This is a genomic window from Lactobacillus sp. A27 (assembly GCF_016742815.1).
Lineage (GTDB): Bacteria > Bacillota > Bacilli > Lactobacillales > Lactobacillaceae > Lactobacillus > Lactobacillus gallinarum.
Map to the genome: position 1 here is coordinate 13,192 of NZ_JAEHNT010000011.1, position 21,678 is coordinate 34,869.

Consider the following 21,678-nt stretch of genomic DNA (forward strand, 5'->3'; position numbering starts at 1 on the left):
AAAAGCGAGATTTTCATCTCGCTTTTTTGGTCAATTGAATTAAAACTAATTAGAAATTAGTGTTGTGACGCACCGGAAACTGTATCAGGAGCAGTATCTTCTTCTGGTTCTGATTCTTCATGTTGAGATGCACCTGTTGCAGCGTCAGCTTCCAAGCCATACTTTTCAGCAAAGTAGCTGAATGGCTTCAAGTCTTCGGCTTGATACTTCTTGACGAATGCAGGATCGTCAAGTGAGTTCAATTCAGTTGAGTAAGGCATTTCGTGGGTGTACTTAACATCAATCAACATTGGGCCATCCATCTTCTTGAATTCGTCAACTGCTTCTTCGAATTCTTTCTTAGTGCGTACAGTAACGCCCTTCACGTTCATACCTTCAGCAACCTTAGCCCAGTCGTTGTCAGGGATAATAACGCCTGATAATGGTTGGTTAGATTCATCCTCTTGTTCAGCTTGAATGTAACCTAAAGTTTCATTAGTGAAGATAATGTTCAAAACATGCATGTTGTAGCGTGCCATAGTGAGTAATTCTTGGTTCATCATAGCAAAGCCACCATCACCAGCTAATTGCCATACTTCACGGTCTGGGTAAACAGTTGCAGCCATTAAGGCAGCTGGAGCACCGTAGCCCATTGTTGCGTGCAAGCCTGAAGTAGTCCACTTTTGATCATCATGCAAGTTCAAAAGACGGCATGAGTCAACGTTAACGTTACCAACATCGATTGCAAAGATAGCATTGTCATCAGCCTTCTTGTTGATTACATCCCAGATTGGTTCTGGACGTACAGGCATTTCATCTGAATTCTTAAAGCTATCTTGCCAAGCATCCCAATTCTCACGGTCTGCAATAGCAGCCTTGTAAAGTGGTGATTCGCTTCTAGTTTCACCAGCGTCAATAATTGCTCTCAATGCCTTCTTAGCATCAGCTAACATTGATACATCAGTTGAGTGACGCTTGCCAAACTTAGCTGGATCAACATCAATTTGAATTACCTTGGCATCCTTAGGGAACCATAATACTGAGAATGGTGAGTTATTGCCAACCCAAACAACTAAGTCAGTTGCACCTTGAACTTCTTGTGCGGCCTTTGGTCCAATACGACCGATGGTACCCATGTATGCTGGAAACTTGTCTTCTACGATACCTTTGCCTAAGTATGATGACATAATTGGAGTCTTGAATTTTTCGGCAAATTCCTTAACTTCATTACCGGCATCTTTAGCGCCTAAACCAATGTACATGGTTGGATTCTTAGCTTCCTTCAAAAGCTTAACAGCTTCATCAACTGAAGTCTTAGTTGGTGCTGGGTAGTTTGGCTCTGGATGAGCATCCTTGTTTACACGGAAGTTATCCTCAATCTTTTGCCAACCGTAGTCCTTAGGAATGATAATCACTGCAGGACCCTTACGAGCATAAGCTTGACGAATAGCTTCATCAGTTAAAATAGGAATTTGTTCTGCAGTCTTAGCTTGACGGCACCATACACTAGCGTTTAAGAACCATTTATCTTCATCAAAAGCTTGGAAGAAGTCGATGTCTTGTTTGCTAGTTGGAACATTAGCTACGATGGCAAGCATTGGAGTCTTGTCAAACTTAGCGTCGTACAAGCCGTTGAATAAGTGGGCAGCACCAGGACCAGCTGAGCCAAAACATACACCCAATTTACCAGTAACTTTGTATTCAGATGAAGCAGCAAGTGCGCCAGCTTCTTCGTGACGTACTTCGATAAATTTCATCTTATCTCTGAAGTCATAGATGGCATTCATACTTGAGTCGAATGAACCACCTGGGAAACCATAGATGTGGTCAATTCCCCAATCATAAATAACTTTAAGCATTGCATCAGAACCATTAATTTTTGTCATTATAAGTACATCTCCTTAATTTTTCGTTTCTTTCATAATGTATTAAAACACATTTTTTCACATTTTTAAAACGTTAAAAGCGCTGTTATTATGCAAATGAAAACGCTTTTTAAAAATAATCATTTCACAAAGATAGATAAATTTAGACTTATATATCACTCGTTGGTAGCGTTTTCTATTGTGATTTCATGAACATTATTATACTAAAAATCATTTATTTTATATACATTTATTATTACTTATAGTCAAAATTTAAAGAAAAAATTTTTTCTTTTTATTCAATCGTCCATTTTTTAGGTTGCGAGTTATTTCAAAAGGGCATGAAAAAAGCATAGTGGCAGTATTTGTCAACTATGCTTTTTACTTATTCATTTTATTTGTTTACTTTGGAATAGCGACCATTTTGAATATAAACACTCAAGATAGCTAAATCAGCTGGGTTTACCCCCGAAATACGTTCGGCCTGAGCTAAAGTCTCAGGACGAATCTTTTCAAATTTCTGACGAGCCTCAGTTGCTAAGCCCTCAATCATTTCATAATCAATATCAGCTGGAATCTTTTTAGCTTCTTGACGCTTTAAACGAGCAATTCTGGTTTCTTCTTTCTTGATGTAACCAGCGTACTTGATCCCAATTTCGACTTGTTCCTTAACGTAACGGTCACCAGGAATTGTTTCACCAGTAAGATGTTCAATATCCGCAATTTTCACGTTAGGACGACGTAAGAACACATCAGCTTTAACTCCTGCCTTCATCGGCTCTTGTCCAATGCTCTTTAAAAATTCTTGTACATCATCAGTCAAGTGAACAGTAATTTCATGCAATCTTTCTTTTGCATCCCTAATAGTTTGTTTCTTTTCTTCAAACTTTTCGTAACGTTCATCAGAAATCAAACCAAGTTCGTGACCGTATTCGGTCAAGCGCAAATCTGCATTATCATGACGCAAAATTAAGCGATATTCGGCACGACTAGTGAGCAAACGATATGGTTCATTAGTACCCTTAGTTACCAAATCATCAATCAAAACACCGATATAAGCATCGTTTCGTCCCAAGGTAAAGCCAGGCTTGTCTTGTGCGCTTAGTGCAGCGTTAATCCCAGCAATCAAACCTTGCCCAGCGGCTTCTTCATAGCCTGACGTACCATTCATCTGTCCAGCAGTAAATAAGTGCTTGATGTTCTTAGTCTCAAGAGTGTGCTTTAATTGCCATGGTTCAACCACATCATATTCAATTGCATAACCTGGGCGCATCATCTCAGCGTGTTCAAGTCCCGCAACTGAGTGAACCATTTTAAGCTGAATTTCTTCAGGCATTGAAGTTGAAAAGTCGCCTACATAAACTTCTTTAGTAGTTCTACCTTCTGGTTCAAGGAAAATTTGATGACGATCTTTATCGGCAAAACGAACCACCTTATCTTCAATAGAAGGACAATAACGAGGGCCAACCCCTTTGATAATCCCACTAAACATTGGTGCTCGATCAAGATTATCACGAATAATTTCATGGGTACCATTGTTGGTGTAAGTCATCCAGCAAGAGATTTGATTCTTTAAATAGTCAACGTCTTTACTTTCATATGAGAAATGACGAGGAGTTTGATCACCAGGCTCTTCTTCAGTCTTGGAGTAGTCAATCGTATTACCGTTAACACGTGGAGGAGTACCGGTCTTAAAACGACGAAGCTTAAAACCAAGTTTTTCAAGGTTTTCTGACAACTTGATTGAAGGAGTTGTGTTGTTAGGACCTGAAGAATAAGTAAGTTCACCAATAATAATTTTGCCGCGTGCTGCAGTACCGGTAGTCAACACAACGCTTTTAGCATGGTATTTTGCACCTGTATTGGTAATTACACCTTTGCAAACGCCGTCTTCTACTACTAATTGATCTACAATTGCCTGACGCAAAGTTAAATTAGGCGTATTTTCAATAGTATCCTTCATATGCTCATGATATTGCCACTTATCAGCTTGGGCACGAAGAGCACGTACGGCTGGACCCTTACCGGTATTCAACATTCTCATTTGAATATAAGTAGCGTCAATGTTTTTACCCATTTGTCCGCCCAAAGCGTCAATTTCACGAACCACAGTCCCTTTAGCAGGACCACCAACTGATGGGTTACATGGCATAAAGGCAACCATATCCAAACCAATAGTCACAAGCAAGGTCTTTTGCCCCATATGTGCACTTGCCAATGCTGCTTCACACCCTGCGTGACCTGCTCCAACAATAATTACATCATATTCATTTGAATCATATGTTTTAATCATATTCTTCCCCTACTTTCCTAAACAGAATTGACTAAACAATTGCGTTACCAGTTCATCTGGCGCGCTTTCTCCAGTGATTTCGCCTAAAGTATCCCAAGCTCCAGTGAAATCAATTTGCGCGATATCTACTGGGATGCCATCATCAACTGCTTGCACTACATCCTGCAATTCTTTTTTAGCCTTAGCTAAAAGTGATGTTTGACGCTGGTTAGTAACCATTACTTGATCATTAGAATTTTCGATACCAGCAAAGAATAGTTTATTGATTAATTCTTCTAATTTATCAAGATTTTGCTCTTTCAAAATTGAGGTTAAAATAACGTCGCTGCCAGTTTGCTTCTTCATTTCATCAACTGTTATCTTTTGTCCTAAATCAGACTTATTCAAGACAATAATTCTCTTTTTGTTCTTAGTTTCTTCAATTAAAGCTCTATCTTCAGCTGTTAATTCTTGACTAGCATCTATCAACAAAAGTACTAGATCAGCACGATCTAGCGCCTTCTTTGATCTTTCTACCCCGATTTTTTCAACCTTATCGTCCGTATGGTGAATTCCGGCAGTATCAATTAATTCTAGCGGTACTCCTTTTACAGACACATATTCTTCAAGGGTATCTCTAGTGGTTCCGGCTACATCGGTTACAATTGCTTTATCACTTTGAGTCAAATAATTAAGCAATGATGACTTACCCACATTAGGGCGTCCAACAATTGCAGTCGCAAGACCATTACGCAAGATTTTACCCTCTTGCGCAGTCTTCAATAGTCGATCTATTTTCTTAATTACTGATTTAGCAGTATCAGACATTTGCTTGGCAGTAACAGTATCGGCATCATACTCTGGATAATCAATATTTACCTCTACATTAGCCAGAGTATCCAAAATCTCCTGTCTCATAGCTTGAATTTTATGCAAAAGCCCCCCAGCAAGCTGCCCTACAGCAACTTGACGCGCTTTATCTGTTTTAGCACGAACAATGTCCATCACACTTTCAGCCTGAGTTAAATCAATTCTGCCATTAACAAAGGCACGCTTAGTAAATTCACCCGGATCAGCCATACGAGCGCCATGACTTAATAAAAGTTGCAAAATATGATTTGTAACTACGATCCCACCGTGACAATTGATTTCAACAATATCCTCACGCGTAAAAGTCTTGGGCGCACGCAATACTGTGACCATTGATTCATCGATAGTTTTACCAGTATCAGGATCAATAATATGACCATAGTGAATAGTATGTGTTGGTACTTTAGTCAAATCTGCACCTTTAAAAACTTCATTAGCAATTTTAACTGCATCTTCACCCGACATCCGTACAATGGAAATTCCGCCTTCGCCAATAGGGGTGGAAATTGCAGCAATTGTATCGAACTCTGTTAAAGTTTGAGCCATAATTTCACCTTTTCTTAATAAAAAAAGTGCATTATACCACCACGAATAAACATGATGGATAAAGCACTTTGACTACTTTATCTAAAAATCATTTTAGATTGATATTCTTTTTATCTCTTTTTGCGTCCTAAACGCTTGTAAGTTTTTCTTATCTTACGTTTACGTTCGCGCTCGGCTTCTGCCTTAGCCTCTTGCTCTCTCTTAAATTTAATAGGATTTTGCAAGATAAAGGTCTGAACTGCCTGGAATAAGTTGGAAATAACCCAGTAAAGTGTAATTGCTGATTGGAAGTTCAATGCCATTACACCTACCATGATTGCCATTCCGTAAGTCATTACCTTTGTCATCCCATTTTGAGCTGACTTAGGCGTAGCTAACTGACTAATGTAGGTAGACAAGAAAGTGAAAACCATTGCCAAGATCGGCATTATGTAATAAGGATCCGGTTTACTCAAATCCATCCACAAAAAGCGACCAGTTTGCAACTGTGGCGTACGTAAAATCGCGCCATACAAAGCATACATAACAGGCAATTGGATCAAAACGGGTAAACATCCAGTATACGGATTTACTCCTGCTTCCTTATATAGTTTATTAGTTTCTTGTTGTAATAGTGTCCTTGATTCAGTGTCACGTCCTGGATATTTCTTACGTAACTCATTAATTTGTGGTTGAATGCCTTGCATCTTTGTTGTGCTTCGAATAGAAATAGCATTCAAAGGCAACAAGATAACACGAACAATAATGGTAAAGACAATAATTGCCCATCCATAGCTATTGCCCATTAACTTAGCTAACCACAAAATGAAAGCTGACATGTAATAAACAATCCATCTGTCCCACCAATTGCCACTGTTATGTGAAACTGGTGCAACATGACCGTTTGCACCTTGAGTCGCACATCCTGTCAAAACGACAGCAAGTGTAATCAAAGCTAAAACGGCAATAAGACGTTTGACATTTCTCTTGGTCAGAATGTCCTTCAATCTAATTTTCCTCAACTTCATCTGGCATTTCTTCAATAATATGAGCCAAAGCTAATGCATGAAGCAAGTTTTTTCGTACTTTGACCATATCAAAATTACGAGCATAAGGCCGGGTAATGATTAAAAAATCAGCATGTGGATCAATCTCCAACTTTTTTTCATCAATTACGGCCCGAATATAACGCTTGAGTCGATTACGTGCAACTGCAGTATGCCCAACCTTCTTGCCAACAGAAATACCTACACGAAAGTGCTTATTTTCTGCTTTTTCTACCTTATAGATGACAAAAGCACGGTTAGCTACTGAATTACCAGACTCGAAAACTTGCTGGAAATCTTTTTCAGATTTTACTCGATAAGACTTTCTCAAAACGTTTCATTCCACTCTATTGTAATTGTAGATTAAAAAAACCACTGGGATTCAGTGGTTTAAGCAGATAAGACTTTTCTACCTTTTGCACGGCGTCTTGCTAAAACCTTACGGCCATTTGATGTGCTCATACGTTTCATAAAGCCATGAACACGTGAACGGTGACGCTTCTTAGGTTGGTAAGTTCTCTTAGTTGTCATTGTAAACTGCACCTCCATAAAATCTTTGTGCTAAACACACAATTTCTTATTAAGAATAGCACGAATAGCCGCAAAAACCAAGTATTTATTTAAAAAAGCATTCATGATTCATTCAAAAATAAATCCCTTAAACAGCATTTTTATGTGGATAAAAAAATAAATATTTTTTCACACGAAGTAATTCACAAGATAATTCCCAATGTTTTCCACATCCCACAGGGTGTTAAAAATTAAATTCACACCATGTGGATAACGCATATGGTAATGAGCTTAAATTATTGCTACAATAGCAAAAGTAATCCACAGGCCGACTGTGCATAAAGTAGCTTTTCGATTTGAATCATGTCAAAATGTGCATATTAGTATTAAAATAATCCACAGACTGTTAATCATGTTAATTACTTTTACTCTTGTGGAAAACTTTTATATAAAATGATACACTTAATGTGCTTTTTACTATTGGGGGAATGCACATTGTTCGACATTGAAAAATTCTGGCAACATTTTAACGATGAGATGCGGGCTCGTTTTAATGAAGTTGCTTATAATGCATGGTTTAAAAATACTAAGCCTATTTCTTACAATAAAAATACACATGAATTGAAAATCTTAGTTCAAAATCCTGTTGCAAAGGGGTATTGGGAGAAAAATTTATCTTCACAACTGATTCAATCGGCCTATGGTTACGCCGGAATTGAAATATTACCTGTATTTCAGATAACTGAAAATAACGAAAGTCCTGAACGGATTGTCACACCCGAGCCCAAACATGATATTCAACTACAACAAGAAAAAAGAGCACCTAGACAATTCACCAAAAATTTAAAATTAAACGAAAAATATACCTTTGATAATTTCGTTCAAGGTGAGGGAAACAAATTAGCTGCCGGCGCCGCATTGGCTGTAGCAGACAGTCCTGGTAGCTTTTACAATCCACTCTTTATTTTTGGTGGTGTTGGTCTTGGAAAAACACACTTAATGCAGGCAATCGGTCACCAAATGTTAGCCGAACGTCCTAATGCAAAAGTAGTCTATATACAGAGTGAAACTTTCGTTAATGATTTTATTAATTCCATAAAAAATAAAACGCAAGACCAATTCCGCGAAAAATACAGAACTTGTGACTTGCTGTTAGTCGACGATATTCAATTTTTTGCAAAAAAAGAAGGTATTCAAGAAGAATTCTTCCATACCTTTGAGACTCTATATAATGATCAAAAGCAAATCGTGATGACCAGTGATCGCTTACCAACTGAAATTTCCGATTTGTCCGAGCGTTTAGTTTCTCGATTTACATGGGGGTTACAGGTTGAAATTACACCTCCAGATCTTGAAACACGAATTGCAATTTTACGCAGGAAGGCAGAAGCAGAGGGCTTAGTCATTGATGACAACACTCTCGATTACATAGCCTCACAAGTAGACACTAATATTAGAGAACTTGAAGGTGCACTTGTTAAAGTTCAAGCATATGCAACTATTGAAAAAGCAGACATAAATACAAATTTAGCTCGAGAGGCTCTTGTTGATCTAAAATTAGTCCAAAAAAATCGCGGGTTACAGATATCTAAAATCCAGGAAGTAGTCGCAAATTATTTCCAAACTTCAACTGCCGAATTAAAGGGTAAAAAGCGTGTACGGCAGATTGTAGTACCAAGACAAATAGCGATGTACTTATCTCGTGAGTTAACTGATGCTAGTCTACCAAAAATTGGACAAGAATTTGGCGGCAAAGATCATACCACGGTAATGCATGCATATGATAAAATCGATAAGCAAATAAAAACAGATACAGAAATAAAAAGTGCTGTGTTTGATTTGAAACAAATGCTTGAACATTAATTATCCACTGTGGATAACTTTAAGAGTTTTACACATAGTTTTTAACCGTTTCAATTCCGTTATTTTAAGGCTTCTACTGAGTTTTCAACAAAATTCACAGGCCCTACTACTACTAATTAAACATATAATTAATATAAATAACTTAGGAGGACAACAATGAAATTTACAATTAATCGTAATCTGTTTATAGAAAACTTGAACAATGTAATGCGGGCTATTTCCTCAAGAGCAACTATTCCTATTCTTAGTGGTATTAAGTTGGACTTGACTGAAACAGAATTAACCTTAACAGGTAGCGATACAGACATTTCAATTGAAATAAAGATACCTGTAAACGAAGACTTAAATGTGGAATCTACAGGTTCAATTGTTCTGCCTGCTAGATTCTTCAGTGAAATTGTTAAGAAATTACCAGGTAAAGACTTTTCATTTGAAGTAAAAGAAAGTTTCCAAACTCAAATCGTATCTGAAAATAGTGAATTTACAATTAATGGCTTAGATGCAAATAATTATCCACGTTTACCTGAAATCCCTGATAATGCCGCATTTACTATTTCTGGCAAAACTTTCCGTGAAATTATTAATGAAACGCAATTTGCCACATCTAACGATCAAACGAGAGCTATTCTTACAGGTGTTCGTTTCTTCTTTAATCCAACCAACATTAAGGCAGTCGCAACTGATTCTCACCGTTTATCACAGAGAACTATTACTTTAGAAAACGGACCTCAAGCAGAAACCGATCTGATTATCCCTGGTAAAAGTTTGCAAGAATTAGCTAGAATTATTGGAGAAACTGATCCAGAAGTAAAAATTTGCCCTGGTGATAACCAAGCATTGTTTGTAATTGGCAATCTTTCATTCTATTCACGTTTGCTTGATGGCAATTATCCTGACACTGATCGTTTAATTCCAACTGAAAAAACTACTAGTGTTGAATTTGATATTTCAGAATTATCTAGTGCACTTGAACGTGCAAGTTTGTTAACACACGCGGGCCGCAATAACGTAGTAACTTTAACTTTGGATACTACGAACCAAACTGCAAAGTTATCTGGTAAATCCGCAGAAATTGGTAATGTAGAAGAAGATGTAAGTTTCAGGAACTTGGAAGGAAATGACTTACAAATTTCATTCAACCCTGATTACATGCGTGATGCACTTAGAGCTTCTATTACCGATTCTGTAGTAATGAGTTTTACTAAGCCACTGCGTCCATTCGTCATTAATCCAGATAAAGATGATATTGAATTTGTTCAATTAATTACACCAGTTAGAACCTACTAATTAAGTACACAAAATTTAGGTATTAAAAAACTGCCCCATCGTGGGCAGTTTTTATTTGTTTTTCTGTTAAATGCTAAAAATCGACGCTCTAGTATTTTTTATTCGGGATAGTGTGATCAGGTTATTTGCAAAAAAACCGCAGAAAACGCCTTAAATAGCGGTTTAAGTTTGTTATTTGTTATAAAAACTAATATAATTATATAGGTAAAAAGAGTATTGAAGGTGAACATCATCAAATATTTTACAATTGTTGGCGACTGTATAACTTTAGGGCAATTCCTTAAAGAAGAGAGCGTTGTTTCGTCAGGCGGACAAGCTAAATTTTATCTCCAAGATAATCCAGTAACTTTAAATGGAGCACTTGAGAATCGTAGAGGTAAAAAAATTCGCGTTGGAGATCATTTGCTAGTTAATGGGCAAGAATATGAATTTCGGCGGGAAGAGTAATGTATCTTGATCATTTTGTAGTTCAAAATTTTCGTAATTTAAAAAAGCTTGATATCGATTTTGATCCTAACGTCAATATTTTTATTGGCAAAAATGCGCAGGGAAAAACCAATCTTTTGGAAGCAATCTATTTTTTAGCGTTGACTAGATCCCATAGAACCAATTCTGATAAAGAATTAATAGGTTTTGGTGGCGAATACACCAATTTGCTTGGTCATGTGCAAAAAAGCCAGGTTGATCTAACATTGCGTGTTTTGATCACCCAAAAGGGTAAAAAAGTATGGATTAATCGTGTTGAGCAAGCTAAGTTATCGAAGTACGTTGGCCAATTAAATGCAATTTTATTTTCTCCGGAGGATTTGGAGTTGATAAAGGGTGCTCCAGCCTTGCGGAGAAGATTTATGGACCAAGAATTCGGTCAAATAAATGCGGAATATTTATACTTTGCTAGTAAGTATCGGCAAGTTTTGCTTCAAAAAAATAATTATTTAAAGCAACTTGCCAAAGGAAAAACAAAAGATCAGGTCTTTTTGGATGTATTGTCAGATCAGCTTGCAGGTATTGCTGCAGAAGTGATTTTTCGTCGTTTTAAGTTTTTGCGATATTTAAGTCACTATGCTAGCGATGCATATGCACATATCAGTTTGGGTGGTGAGAAGCTAGCAATAGCGTACCACCCATCTGTTTCTACTATTGAAGCGGATGATACTGTTGAAGAGATTTATCAAAAAATACTAGCAAACTTTGAACGCAATAAAGCGATTGAAATGCGGAAGGGTACTACTACGTCTGGACCGCACCGAGACGATATTGAGTTTAAGCTCGATGGTAAAAATGCCCATTTATATGCTTCCCAGGGACAGCAACGTTCCATTGCTTTAAGTGTAAAGTTGGCAGAAATTCAGTTGATCCATCAATTAACTGATGAATATCCATTGTTGTTATTAGATGATGTGATGAGTGAGCTAGATCACACTCGTCAAAGTGCACTCCTTAATTATATTCATGGAAAGACTCAGACCTTTATCACTACAACAGATCTGGAAGGAATTTCCTGGGAAATAATTAAGAAGCCACGTGTGTACCACATTCAATCTGGCAAAATTAGTTTTGAGAAGGAGAATTAAATGGCTGATAATTCAAAGAAAAATCTTGATAAGGTCAAAAAATATGAAAAAGAGGCCGACAAGTATAATGCCAGTCAAATTCAAGTCTTAGGCGGCCTGGAGGCTGTTCGTAAGCGACCAGGTATGTATATCGGTTCGACTAGTTCTCAGGGATTGCACCACTTAGTGTGGGAAATTATTGATAACAGTATTGATGAACGACTTGCTGGTTTTGCTACCAAGATTGAAATTACTGTTAATGAGGATGGTAGTGTTACTATTCAAGATGATGGTCGTGGTATCCCAGTAGATATTCAGAAAAAGACAGGTCGTCCAGCATTAGAGACCGTATTTACTGTACTTCACGCCGGTGGTAAATTCGGCGGTGGCGGATACAAGGTATCAGGTGGTTTGCACGGTGTTGGTGCATCTGTTGTAAATGCTTTGTCCACTAAGCTTGATGTAACTGTCATGCGTGATGGTAAAAAGTATTTCATTGATTTTGATCACGGCCGTGTTAAGGATGATATGAAACAAATTGGTACTGTGCCACTTGATCAACATGGTACTATTGTTCATTTCTATCCAGATCCTGATATTTTTACTGAAACTACTACTTTTGATGACAAGATCTTAAAGAATAGAATTCGTGAACTTGCATTTTTAAACAAGGGATTAAAGCTTACTTTTACTGATAAACGTAAAGATAGTGCTGAAACCGACGTATACAAGTACGAAGGTGGTATTAAAGAATACGTTGCCTTTTTGAACAAAGGACAAGAAGTATTATTTGATGAACCAATCTATGTTGAAAGTACTTATAACGGTATTGATGTGGAAGTTGCTTTGCAATATACAAATGGCTATAAGACCACTTTGATGACTTTCGCTAATAATATCCACACCTATGAAGGTGGGATGCACGAGGCTGGTTTTAAGACTGCTTTAACTCGTGTAGTCAACGACTATGCGCACAAGGCTAAGATCTTAAAGGATAAGGATGACAATCTTTCTGGTGAAGATATCCGTGAAGGAATGACAGCTGTTGTTTCAGTTAAGCACCCAAGTCCTCAGTTTGAAGGTCAGACCAAGACTAAGTTGGGTAACTCAGATGCTAGAACAGCAGTAGATAAGTCATTCTCTGAGACTTTTAGCCGTTTCTTAATGGAAAATCCATCTGTTGGACGCAAGATTGTGGAAAAGGGACAACTTGCTGAACGTGCTAGAACAGCTGCTAAGCGTGCGCGTGAAGTTACCCGTAAAAAGTCCGGTTTGGAAATTGCAAACTTGCCAGGTAAATTAGCTGACAATACCAGTAATGATCCAAGTATTTCTGAATTATTTATCGTTGAGGGTAATTCAGCCGGTGGTTCAGCAAAACAAGGTAGATCTCGTTTGACCCAAGCAATTTTGCCAATCAGAGGTAAGATCTTGAACGTTGAAAAAGCTTCAATGGATCGTATTTTAGCTAACCAAGAAATCAGATCTTTATTTACAGCTTTGGGTACAGGCTTTGGTGCAGATTTTGATGTGTCTAAGGCTCGTTACCATAAGTTAATTATCATGACTGATGCCGATGTCGATGGTGCTCACATTAGAACTTTGCTTTTGACGCTGTTTTACAATTACATGCGTCCAATGATTGAAAAGGGATATGTATACATCGCTCGTCCACCTCTGTATCAAGTTCGTCAGGGTAAGGTAATTAAATATCTTGATACTGATGAAGAATTGCATGATTACTTAGGTAGTTTGCAACCAAGTCCTAAGCCAGTTGTACAGCGTTACAAGGGGTTAGGTGAAATGGACCCAGAACAATTATGGGAAACTACTATGAATCCAGAAAATAGACGTTTGGATCGAGTAAGTCCTGAATATGCCAAGGATGCGGATGCAGTCTTTGAACTTTTAATGGGTAATGAAGTTGCTCCAAGACGTGACTTTATTCAAAAGAATGCTAAATATGTTGAAAATTTGGATGCATAGGAGAGGTTAGATGGACGATAATCAAACTCAAGATCGTAGAATTAGAAACGTCGATTTAACTAGCATGATGCGTAGTTCATTCCTGGACTATGCAATGTCAGTTATTGTAGCTCGTGCTTTGCCTGATGTTCGCGATGGTTTGAAGCCTGTACAGCGTCGTATTCTTTATGGAATGAGCGAATTAGGTGTTACGCCTGATAAGCCATACAAGAAGAGTGCCAGAATTGTTGGGGAAGTTATGGGTAAATTCCACCCACACGGTGACTCATCAATTTATTTAGCTATGGCGCACATGGCACAAGACTTTTCATACCGTTACATGTTAGTTGATGGTCACGGTAACTTCGGTTCTGTTGATGGGGACGAACCAGCCGCAATGCGTTATACCGAAGCAAGAATGAGCAAAATCGCTGTTGAAATGCTTCGTGATATCAATAAAAACACAATCGACTGGCAAAGAAACTATGATGATACTGAAAATGAACCAGTAGTATTGCCAGCTAGAATTCCTAACTTGTTAGTTAACGGTGCTAACGGTATTGCTGTTGGTATGACAACTAATATCCCACCTCATAACTTGAGCGAAGTAATTAGTGGTTTGCACATGTTGATGAAAAATCCTGATGCCACTACTAAGGATTTGATGAAGGTTATTCCAGGCCCTGATTTCCCAACTGGTGGAATTATTATGGGTCGCGGTGGAATTTATCGTGCTTATGAAACTGGTAAGGGCAACATCGTTGTACGTGCCAAAACGAATATCGAAACAGAAAAGAGTGGCCGTGAAAGAATTATTGTTAGCGAAATTCCTTTCATGGTTAATAAGGCTGAATTAGTTAAGAAGATTGCTGACTTAGCACGTGAAAAGATCATCGATGGAATTACTGGTGTTCGTGATGAATCTGACCAGACTGGTATGCGAATTACTATTGATATTCGTAGGGATGCCAGTGCCAGTGTTGTTTTGAATAATTTGTTCAAACAAACTCAAATGCAGGCTAACTTCGGCATGAACATGGTTGCCATCGTTGATGGTGCACCACACTTCTTAACTTTGAAGCAAATGTTGCAATATTACTTGGACCACCAAGAAGATGTTGTAACTCGTAGAACCAAGTTCGAATTAGCTAAGGCTGAGGCTAGAGCCCATATTCTTGAAGGGTTGCGAATTGCTCTAGATAATATTGATGAAATTGTTCATATTATCCGTAACAGTCAATCAAGTGATATCGCTAAGGTAACTTTAATTAGTCGCTTCGGTCTTGATGATAAGCAATCTCAAGCAATTTTGGATATGCGTCTTGTACGTTTAACAGGCTTGGAACGAGATAAGGTTGAGGCCGAATATAGAGAGTTGCAAGCTAAGATTGCAGACTACAAGGATATTCTTGCTAAGCCAGAAAGAATCGACCAAATCATTTACGATGAATTGCTCGATATCCAAAAGCGTTTTGGTGATAAGCGTAGAACCGAAATTGGTGCCAGCGAAGTTGTTTCAATTGAAGATGAAGATTTAATTGAAAAACAAAATATTCTTTTGACTGTAACTCACAATGGTTACATCAAGAGAATGCCAATTCAAGAATTTAAGACCCAAAACCGTGGTGGTAAAGGTATTAAGGGTATGGGTGTTCAAGATGGTGACTTTATCGAACACTTAATTTACTCAAGTACACATGACATGCTTTTGTTCTTTACTAATGCGGGTAAAGTTTACTCAAAGAAGGCATATGAAATTCCAGAATATGGTCGTATGGCCAAGGGATTGCCAGTAGTTAACTTGCTCCAACTTGAAAAAGGCGAAAAAGTCCAAACTGTGATCAGCGTCCCAGAAGGAGCAGATGATAATTACTTATTCTTCATCACTAAGATGGGTACTGTAAAACGCACTCATGTCAGTGAATTCTCTAACATTAGAAATAGTGGTTTGATTGCTCTTACCTTGCGTGACGGGGATGAATTAAGCAATGTCCTTACTACGGACGGTAAGCAAAACATCTTAATTGGTACTCACTTAGGCTATGCAGTAACCTTTAACGAAAATGATGTTCGTGCTATGGGTAGAACTGCTGCGGGTGTACGCGGAATTAACTTACGTGATCATGATTATGTAGTTGGTTCTGGTGTATTAGGTGCAGACGACCAGGTATTAGTCATTTCTGAAAAAGGCTACGGTAAACGTACTCCAGCTGCAGAATATCCAGTTAAGGGCCGTGGTGGTAAAGGTATCAAGACTGCTAATATCACTGAAAAGAATGGCCTACTTGCTGGCGTAATCGTCATTAGTAAGGGCAAGGACATCATGGTTATCACTACTGATGGTATTATGATCCGCTTTAAGACAAAGAATGTTTCTCAAACTGGACGTAGTACTATGGGTGTTCGCTTGATTAAAGTTAACGACGATAGTCAAGTCGCAAGTTTGACCATTGTTCCATCTGAAGCTGATCAAGATCAAGTTGATGATGAAGATGACAATGACGATAATGAGTAATTAAAAAATCAAAAAATTTGAAGTTTTAAAAAAATTATCAAACTTTTTTGCGTAATAAATAGTGAACAGTAAAAAACTATTTAGGATCACGTGAAAAACTGTTTGGTAATTTTTTATTTATATGCTAGAATTAGAAATTGCGAGTAATATTTCAATTACTCCTTGTTCTTGATTTTAGCAAGAACCATATAGTCCAAAAGGAGGTGCATTAGTCATGGCAACTACAAAGTACGAAGTAACTTACATTATCAAGCCTGATGTTGATGAAGAATCAAAGAAGGCCCTCGTAGAAAACTACGACAAGGTTATCGCTGATAACGGTGGTACTATGGTAGAATCCAAAGACTGGGGCAAGCGTCGTTTCGCATATGAAATTGATAAGTATCGTGAAGGTACTTACCACATTATGACTTTCACTGCTGACAACGCTGACGCAGTTAACGAATTTAGCCGTTTGTCAAAGATTGACAACGCTATCTTACGTTCAATGACCGTTAAGTTAGACAAGTAATTTTAATTTATTGTTTTCGTGATTTAGGAAAGGAAGGACATAAGTATGATTAATAGAGTTGTACTTGTTGGCCGTTTAACACGTGATCCTGAATTGCGTACTACTGGGAGTGGAATCTCGGTTGCTACGTTTACTCTTGCTGTTGACCGTCAATTTACAAATAGCCAAGGTGAGAGGGGCGCGGACTTTATCAGCTGTGTAATTTGGAGAAAATCTGCGGAAAACTTCTGTAACTTTACTTCAAAGGGTTCATTAGTTGGTATTGATGGCCGTATTCAAACCAGAAGTTATGACAATAAAGATGGGCAAAGAGTATATGTAACTGAAGTTGTTGTTGATAACTTCGCATTGCTCGAATCACGCAAGGATCGTGAAGCCCGCGGTCAAAATGGTGGTTATACACCAAATACTGGAAATGCTGGTGCTCCAAGCACTAACAACTTCCAAAATAATGGTGGATCACAAAATACTACTCAGAATACTAATAATCAATCAAATAACGCTCAAGATCCATTCGCAGGATCCGGCGATCCGATTGATATTTCTGATGATGATCTTCCATTCTAAAAATATTTAAAGAAAGGATTCTAGAACATGGCTCAACAAAGAAGAGGCGGCCGTCGTCGTCGTAAGGTTGACTACATTGCAGCTAACCACATCGATTACGTTGACTACAAGGATGTCGATCTGTTGAAACGTTTTATCTCAGAAAGAGGTAAGATTTTACCACGTCGTGTTACTGGCACTAGTGCTAAGAACCAACGTAAAGTTGCAAATGCTATTAAGAGAGCTCGTATCATGGGCTTGTTACCATTTGTTGCTGAAGACTAATTAAAATTAGATCGAATACAAACCAAAAGGACAGGATTATTTCCTGCCCTTTTTTAGTGCCATTTTTTCATTCATAACGCGTAATAATGTATAATTGATACTGATATATTTTACCTTGTAATAGGAAGGATCTTCATGAAAGATTTTTTACGTAAGCTTGAATTGCCTGAATTTATTAAAGATTCGCGATTAACAGCTTCCGTAGTAATCATTTTAGTACTTTCTTTAGTGGGAAGTATTATTGCGATGATTATGAGTCCATTATTTGGTTTAGCAATGGTGCTAATTTTTATTATGTCTGTTGCTTTTGCCATTTATGGAACCTACATTTTGGCAGGTAAGGCAACTAATTTTGCCGTTAATCTGTCTTACCGAATAAAACGTAGTGAGCAAGAAGCCATGATCAAGATGCCACTCGGTATTTTGCTCTATGATTCTGATCATCAGATTCAATGGGTGAATCCTTATTTGCAATTGTATCTTAAAGATACGGATTTAGTAGGTCACACAATTGAAGCTGTAGATCCAGATCTGAATAAATTGTTGAATGAAGCGATTGAAGCTAAAACCTCAGAAAACCATATAGTTAATTGGGATGGACACCGTTTTGAAATGGTGGTCCAAGATGATTTGGGCGTAATTTATCTGCTAGATATTACGCGTTATGCAAAAATCGAAGATAAGTATGAAGCTGAGCGTCTGGCTATTGGACAGATCTTTATTGATAATTATGATGAGTTAAGCGAAACAATGCATGATCAGGAACTGACCAGCATGAGTTCATATGTACAAAACACGTTAAGTAATTATGCTAAGAAGTTTAAGGCATATTTAAAGCGGATCGATGAAGATCACTTTTTACTGCTAGTACATATGCAAGATTTAGCTGAGATGGAAAAGGATAAGTTCTCTGTCTTAGATAAAGTACGACAAGAAACTAGCCGTAACAACACTCCGCTTACCTTGTCAGTCGGGATTGCCTTCGGCTCCGATTCACTCTCTGAAATTGCCAACCAGGCACAATCTAATCTTGATTTAGCCTTAGGTCGAGGCGGGGATCAAGTTGTGCTTCGTCAACCGGGCAAGGATGCACGCTTTTATGGTGGTAAATCCAACCCAATGGAGAAGCGAACTAGAGTCAGAGCTAGAATGGTCTCTCAAGCAATTAGTGAACTATTCAAAGATGCGGACCGTGTTTTCGTCGTTGGACATCAGCGTCCAGACATGGACTCAGTTGGTAGTGGTATTGGTGTCGTAAAGTTGGCTCGCCTTCATGGCGTAAAAGCTAATTTTGTTTTAGATACTAATAAAACAAATTATGACGTAGGGCGCTTAGTGATCAGAATGCAACAGAAGAATCAGGATAAAGATATTTTTATCAGTCCTGAGGAGGCTCTAGCTGAAGCAACTGATAAATCAATGTTGGTTATGGTTGATCACTCTAAGTATTCAATTACTTATTCTCAAGCCTTGTATGATCGTTTGAAGAATAGAATTATCGTAATTGATCACCATAGACGTGGTGAAGAGTTTCCAGAGAATCCAATGCTTACCTATGTTGAACCATATGCTTCTTCAGCCTGTGAGTTGGTTACTGAAATGATCGAGTATCAACAGCCAGCGCAAGGCAAGCGAGTTTTAACAGATCTAGAAGCAACTGCAATGCTTGCCGGTATCGTAGTCGATTCTAAAGAATTCTCGCTTAGAACGGGGACTCGAACCTTTGATGCCGCAAGTTACTTGCGGTCAATCGGCGCTGATTCAGCTGTGGTAAGTTTACTGCTCAAGGAAGATATTGATAGTTTCCTTGAGAGAACACATTTGGTTGCTACATTGAAGATGGTAAAGCCGCATATGGCTGTTTTGTGTGGACCTGATGATAAGATTATCGATCCAATTATCACGGCTCAAGCAGCTGATACGGCACTTGATTTGGAAAATGTGGGTGCTAGTTTTGCCATTACTCGGCGCACTCCAGACACTATCGGTATTTCTGCACGTTCAATGGGTAAGATTAATGTGCAGATTATTATGGAAAAGCTGGGCGGTGGCGGCCATCTTTCTAATGCGGCTACTCAGATTAAAGGTGTTACTATTGAAGAAGCAAGAGCAAAATTGCTTCAAGCAATTGATGAATACGAAAAGGAAAATGAATAAAGGAGAACAAAATGAAGGTTATTTTTACACAAGACGTTAGAGGTCGTGGTAAGCGTGGACAAGTTAAGGAAGTTCCAGATGGATATGCACAAAACTATTTAATCAAGCGTGGCTTGGCTAAGGCAGCTACCAGGGGTAACATGAATACCTTAAAGCGTGTAGAAGCTAACGAAAAGGCTGCTTACGAAGCTGAAAAGTCAGAAGCTGAAAAGATTAAGGCAGAGCTTGAAAAAGACGATACAATCGTTAACTTCAAGTCAAAGGCTGGTACAGATTCACGTTTGTTTGGTTCAATTTCAAGCAAGAAGATTGTAGAAGGCCTTGAAAAGCAATATGGTATCAAGGTTGATAAGCGCAAGTTGAACTTGCCAGAACCAATCAAGACTTTAGGTTACACTAATGTTCACGCTAAGTTGTTCAAGGGTGTTGAAGCTACTATTCGTGTACACGTTACTGAACAAGACTAATTTTATTTTTGATAAAAAGTGGTTGTGATTGATGGATAATATTGTTTCTCAACAAATTCCACACGACTCAGATGCCGAAAAGGCTGTTCTGGGCGCGATTTTTATTGATCCAGAAGCAATTGCTGATGCGAGTGCGGTAGTTCAACCGGAAGATTTTTATGAAAGAGCAAATCAGATCATCTATCAAGCGATGCTGGATTTGTCAGATCGCGGGGATGCAATTGATCCGCTGACTCTTCAAGATGAACTAAATAAGAGAAATCAGCTAGATGACATTGGTGGGATTAGTTATGTTTCAGAATTAGCACTGGCAACGCCCACCGCTGCGCACGTTACTTACTATGCGCAGATTGTGCACCGAAAGGCGTTATTGCGCAGACTGATTTCTGCTAGTCAAAAGATTATTTCTAACGCAATTGATGGTTCAGATGATGTAACTGATATTCTTGATGACGCGGAAAGCGAAATTATGAATGTCTCATCAGAAAATAATAGTGGTGGTTTCAGAACAATCAAAGAAATCGTTAATTCCACTATTAAGGATATTAATAATATCCCTGATGACGGCAACATGGTTACAGGATTGCCAACAGGATTCGCTGAGCTGGATAAGATGACGACTGGTTTTCATGATGATGAATTGATCATTATCGCTGCACGGCCTGGTGTAGGTAAGACGTCATTTGCATTGAATGTGGCACAGTTTGTGGGGCTGCATACGGATAAAACCGTGGCGATGTTTTCTCTAGAAATGAGTGGAGAACAGTTAGTTCAAAGAATGTTAGCATCCTTAGGACTAATAGATTCTCAGCATTTAAGAACAGGTCAGCTGGATGAAGAAGAATGGCGCAAGTTAGTAATTGCGTCAGGCTCGCTTGCTAACACGGATATTTTTATCGATGATACTCCGGGTATTAAAATGAGTGAAATCCGTGCAAAAGCCAGAAGATTAGCCAAAGAAAAAGGTAATCTGGGGCTAATTGTAATCGACTACCTGCAGCTGATTGAAGGTCCACGTAGTGAATCACGGCAACAAGAAGTTTCCGCAATCTCACGTCAATTGAAAAAGCTGGCTAAGGAGCTTCACGTGCCCGTTATTGCCCTTTCCCAGTTATCACGGTCGGTTGAGCAGAGGCAGGATAAACGGCCTGTATTGTCCGATATTCGTGAATCTGGGTCAATTGAACAGGATGCCGATATTGTATCTTTCTTATATCGTGATGACTATTACCGCGATGAACCCGAAGATGGTGAAAATAGCGGTAGCAGCAACGAAGTAGGATCTGAAGACGATAACGGTGAAGTTGAAGTAATTATTGAAAAGAACCGTTCAGGTAGTCGTGGGACTGTTAAATTAATGTTCTCGAAGCCATATAACCGCTTCTCGAACCTGGATTATGCTCATGATAATCCTGATGGCAATTAAGCATATGTTAAAAGCATGTGCTTTTTTATTTATTAA

18 protein-coding genes are annotated in these 21,678 nt (G+C 38.4%); 12 read left to right on the forward strand and 6 right to left on the reverse strand.

Going from position 1 to position 21,678, the window contains the following annotated elements; genetic code table 11:
* Positions 1–56 precede the first annotated feature (56 nt).
* The 6 genes from spxB to rpmH form a co-directional block, all read right to left on the reverse strand.
* Positions 57–1,865: a pyruvate oxidase gene (gene spxB, locus JEM49_RS01940; protein ID WP_201873412.1), complete on the reverse strand. Its 1,809-nt coding sequence runs from the start codon at positions 1,863–1,865 to the stop codon at positions 57–59.
* A gap of 373 nt (positions 1,866–2,238) precedes the next feature.
* The gene (mnmG, locus tag JEM49_RS01945; RefSeq protein WP_201873413.1) at positions 2,239–4,137 is read right to left on the reverse strand and encodes a tRNA uridine-5-carboxymethylaminomethyl(34) synthesis enzyme MnmG; all 1,899 of its coding nucleotides are present in this window, start codon (positions 4,135–4,137) and stop codon (positions 2,239–2,241) included.
* 9 nt (positions 4,138–4,146) lie between these two features.
* The gene (gene mnmE / locus JEM49_RS01950; RefSeq protein ID WP_087176518.1) at positions 4,147–5,532 is read right to left on the reverse strand and encodes a tRNA uridine-5-carboxymethylaminomethyl(34) synthesis GTPase MnmE; all 1,386 of its coding nucleotides are present in this window, start codon (positions 5,530–5,532) and stop codon (positions 4,147–4,149) included.
* A 110-nt stretch (positions 5,533–5,642) separates the two neighbouring features.
* Positions 5,643–6,539 (reverse strand): YidC/Oxa1 family membrane protein insertase, encoded by an 897-nt coding sequence (locus tag JEM49_RS01955; protein ID WP_191451350.1) that lies wholly within the window; start codon positions 6,537–6,539, stop codon positions 5,643–5,645.
* Complete coding sequence (gene rnpA / locus JEM49_RS01960; RefSeq protein ID WP_025006194.1) at positions 6,520–6,888, reverse strand: ribonuclease P protein component; 369 nt, start codon at positions 6,886–6,888, stop codon at positions 6,520–6,522. The genes JEM49_RS01955 and rnpA overlap by 20 nt, the downstream gene beginning before the upstream one ends.
* A gap of 59 nt (positions 6,889–6,947) precedes the next feature.
* Positions 6,948–7,088 (reverse strand): 50S ribosomal protein L34, encoded by a 141-nt coding sequence (gene rpmH, locus JEM49_RS01965; RefSeq protein ID WP_003549412.1) that lies wholly within the window; start codon positions 7,086–7,088, stop codon positions 6,948–6,950.
* A 474-nt stretch (positions 7,089–7,562) separates the two neighbouring features.
* On the opposite strand from rpmH, the gene dnaA reads away from it, so the two are divergent.
* The 12 genes from dnaA to dnaB all read left to right on the forward strand — a co-directional run bounded on the left by dnaA (position 7,563) and on the right by dnaB (position 21,642).
* Complete coding sequence (gene dnaA, locus JEM49_RS01970) at positions 7,563–8,930, forward strand: chromosomal replication initiator protein DnaA (protein WP_087176515.1); 1,368 nt, start codon at positions 7,563–7,565, stop codon at positions 8,928–8,930.
* Between the two features lie 156 nt (positions 8,931–9,086).
* Positions 9,087–10,217: a DNA polymerase III subunit beta gene (gene dnaN, locus JEM49_RS01975; RefSeq protein ID WP_098043987.1), complete on the forward strand. Its 1,131-nt coding sequence runs from the start codon at positions 9,087–9,089 to the stop codon at positions 10,215–10,217.
* A 222-nt stretch (positions 10,218–10,439) separates the two neighbouring features.
* A complete protein-coding gene (yaaA, locus tag JEM49_RS01980; RefSeq protein ID WP_025006343.1) occupies positions 10,440–10,664 on the forward strand; it encodes a S4 domain-containing protein YaaA in 225 nt (74 codons plus the stop codon).
* On the forward strand, positions 10,664–11,791 hold the full coding sequence (gene recF / locus JEM49_RS01985) for a DNA replication/repair protein RecF (protein WP_025006344.1): 1,128 nt from the start codon (positions 10,664–10,666) through the stop codon (positions 11,789–11,791). The genes yaaA and recF overlap by 1 nt, the downstream gene beginning before the upstream one ends.
* Positions 11,792–13,756, forward strand: coding sequence for a DNA topoisomerase (ATP-hydrolyzing) subunit B (gene gyrB / locus JEM49_RS01990; RefSeq protein ID WP_201873414.1), 1,965 nt, complete (start codon positions 11,792–11,794; stop codon positions 13,754–13,756). It begins immediately after the preceding gene.
* 10 nt (positions 13,757–13,766) lie between these two features.
* Entirely contained in the window at positions 13,767–16,250 is a 2,484-nt protein-coding gene (gene gyrA, locus JEM49_RS01995; protein WP_201873415.1) for a DNA gyrase subunit A, read from the forward strand.
* A gap of 214 nt (positions 16,251–16,464) precedes the next feature.
* Positions 16,465–16,761: a 30S ribosomal protein S6 gene (gene rpsF, locus JEM49_RS02000; RefSeq protein ID WP_025006345.1), complete on the forward strand. Its 297-nt coding sequence runs from the start codon at positions 16,465–16,467 to the stop codon at positions 16,759–16,761.
* A gap of 45 nt (positions 16,762–16,806) precedes the next feature.
* The gene (gene ssb, locus JEM49_RS02005; protein ID WP_087235765.1) at positions 16,807–17,328 is read left to right on the forward strand and encodes a single-stranded DNA-binding protein; all 522 of its coding nucleotides are present in this window, start codon (positions 16,807–16,809) and stop codon (positions 17,326–17,328) included.
* Between the two features lie 27 nt (positions 17,329–17,355).
* Positions 17,356–17,592, forward strand: coding sequence for a 30S ribosomal protein S18 (rpsR, locus tag JEM49_RS02010; protein ID WP_003549366.1), 237 nt, complete (start codon positions 17,356–17,358; stop codon positions 17,590–17,592).
* A gap of 135 nt (positions 17,593–17,727) precedes the next feature.
* Positions 17,728–19,749, forward strand: coding sequence for a DHH family phosphoesterase (locus JEM49_RS02015; protein WP_191451355.1), 2,022 nt, complete (start codon positions 17,728–17,730; stop codon positions 19,747–19,749).
* Positions 19,750–19,760: 11 nt separating this feature from the next.
* Positions 19,761–20,216 carry a 50S ribosomal protein L9 gene (gene rplI / locus JEM49_RS02020; RefSeq protein WP_201873416.1) on the forward strand — a complete coding sequence of 152 codons (456 nt, stop codon included), beginning with the start codon at positions 19,761–19,763 and terminating at the stop codon, positions 20,214–20,216.
* A gap of 31 nt (positions 20,217–20,247) precedes the next feature.
* Positions 20,248–21,642 (forward strand): replicative DNA helicase, encoded by a 1,395-nt coding sequence (gene dnaB / locus JEM49_RS02025; protein WP_057730720.1) that lies wholly within the window; start codon positions 20,248–20,250, stop codon positions 21,640–21,642.
* Positions 21,643–21,678 lie beyond the last annotated feature (36 nt).

Excerpts from the sequence above, each read along its gene's own strand:
- spxB (WP_201873412.1), bottom strand. The coding sequence starts at position 1,865 with ATGACAAAAATTAATGGTTCTGATGCAATGCTTAAAGTTATTTATGAT.
- mnmG (WP_201873413.1), bottom strand. The coding sequence starts at position 4,137 with ATGATTAAAACATATGATTCAAATGAATATGATGTAATTATTGTTGGA.
- mnmE (WP_087176518.1), bottom strand. The coding sequence starts at position 5,532 with ATGGCTCAAACTTTAACAGAGTTCGATACAATTGCTGCAATTTCCACC.
- JEM49_RS01955 (WP_191451350.1), bottom strand. The coding sequence starts at position 6,539 with ATGAAGTTGAGGAAAATTAGATTGAAGGACATTCTGACCAAGAGAAAT.
- rpmH (WP_003549412.1), bottom strand. The coding sequence starts at position 7,088 with ATGACAACTAAGAGAACTTACCAACCTAAGAAGCGTCACCGTTCACGT.
- dnaN (WP_098043987.1), top strand. The coding sequence starts at position 9,087 with ATGAAATTTACAATTAATCGTAATCTGTTTATAGAAAACTTGAACAAT.
- recF (WP_025006344.1), top strand. The coding sequence starts at position 10,664 with ATGTATCTTGATCATTTTGTAGTTCAAAATTTTCGTAATTTAAAAAAG.
- gyrB (WP_201873414.1), top strand. The coding sequence starts at position 11,792 with ATGGCTGATAATTCAAAGAAAAATCTTGATAAGGTCAAAAAATATGAA.
- gyrA (WP_201873415.1), top strand. The coding sequence starts at position 13,767 with ATGGACGATAATCAAACTCAAGATCGTAGAATTAGAAACGTCGATTTA.
- rpsF (WP_025006345.1), top strand. The coding sequence starts at position 16,465 with ATGGCAACTACAAAGTACGAAGTAACTTACATTATCAAGCCTGATGTT.
- ssb (WP_087235765.1), top strand. The coding sequence starts at position 16,807 with ATGATTAATAGAGTTGTACTTGTTGGCCGTTTAACACGTGATCCTGAA.
- rpsR (WP_003549366.1), top strand. The coding sequence starts at position 17,356 with ATGGCTCAACAAAGAAGAGGCGGCCGTCGTCGTCGTAAGGTTGACTAC.
- JEM49_RS02015 (WP_191451355.1), top strand. The coding sequence starts at position 17,728 with ATGAAAGATTTTTTACGTAAGCTTGAATTGCCTGAATTTATTAAAGAT.
- rplI (WP_201873416.1), top strand. The coding sequence starts at position 19,761 with ATGAAGGTTATTTTTACACAAGACGTTAGAGGTCGTGGTAAGCGTGGA.
- dnaB (WP_057730720.1), top strand. The coding sequence starts at position 20,248 with ATGGATAATATTGTTTCTCAACAAATTCCACACGACTCAGATGCCGAA.